We start from the raw sequence: 714 nt of genomic DNA, 5'->3' as shown, positions 1-714 counted from the left end.
CGTTGCTTGTCACTTTTCCAAGCCAACGCAATTTCCCTAATTGTTTTTTTTGTCATTGTAATCCTTAATTTTGAAGGTGTACATAATAATTAGAGAAAATAGACCTCTGATGTCCCAAATCTCAGATTTAAGGAGTTTCAGGGAGAGTGGGTAAAAACAAAATTTGGTGATATTGCAACAGGTTTTGACTATGGCATGAACACTGCTGCAAAAAACTATGATGGTGTAAACAAATATATTCGTATCACGGATATAGACGAAGCATCATCCACCTACACAGATAAGGACATTGTTTCTCCAGATGGTGTTTTAACAGATAACTATCTTGTGAATAATCGTGATATATTGTTGGCAAGAACAGGAGCGAGTACTGGCAAATCTTACTTGTATTTTTTTTATCGTCATTATGGCTATTGCCATTTCGCTTACAAAGATAACTGATTTTTACGAGAAAACACAACTACAGGGTTGTTCTTTTTCTGCGTAAATGAGACAAAATTGTGCAATTGACTTGCTTTTTGTGGCGAACAGAATCAGGATAATGTTGTCTTACTTCCGTATGGCTTTCTCGCGCGCACACGTATAAGTTTCTTCAGCCTAAAGTGTCAAAGTATCATTCCGTGGGCATCAGCTTGCATAAGTCCTTGAACACAAGGATTATATGGAAATGATACTTTTCTGAATAATTTACAGAAAAGTATCATAAAAGTATCA

1 protein-coding gene is annotated in these 714 nt (G+C 35.9%); it reads left to right on the top strand.

The annotated features are described in order from the left end of the window. Positions 1 to 195 precede the first annotated feature (195 nt). Positions 196 to 441 carry a hypothetical protein gene (locus QVO99_RS01450; protein WP_288176855.1) on the top strand — a complete coding sequence of 82 codons (246 nt, stop codon included), beginning with the start codon at positions 196 to 198 and terminating at the stop codon, positions 439 to 441. The last annotated feature ends 273 nt before the right edge of the window (positions 442 to 714 follow it).

It is taken from the genome of Prevotella sp. CAG:592 (assembly GCF_000436015.1).
GTDB lineage: Bacteria > Bacteroidota > Bacteroidia > Bacteroidales > Bacteroidaceae > Prevotella > Prevotella pectinovora.
The sequence above is the reverse complement of the archived record's forward strand: the minus strand, read 5'-3'. Positions and strand labels throughout refer to the sequence as shown.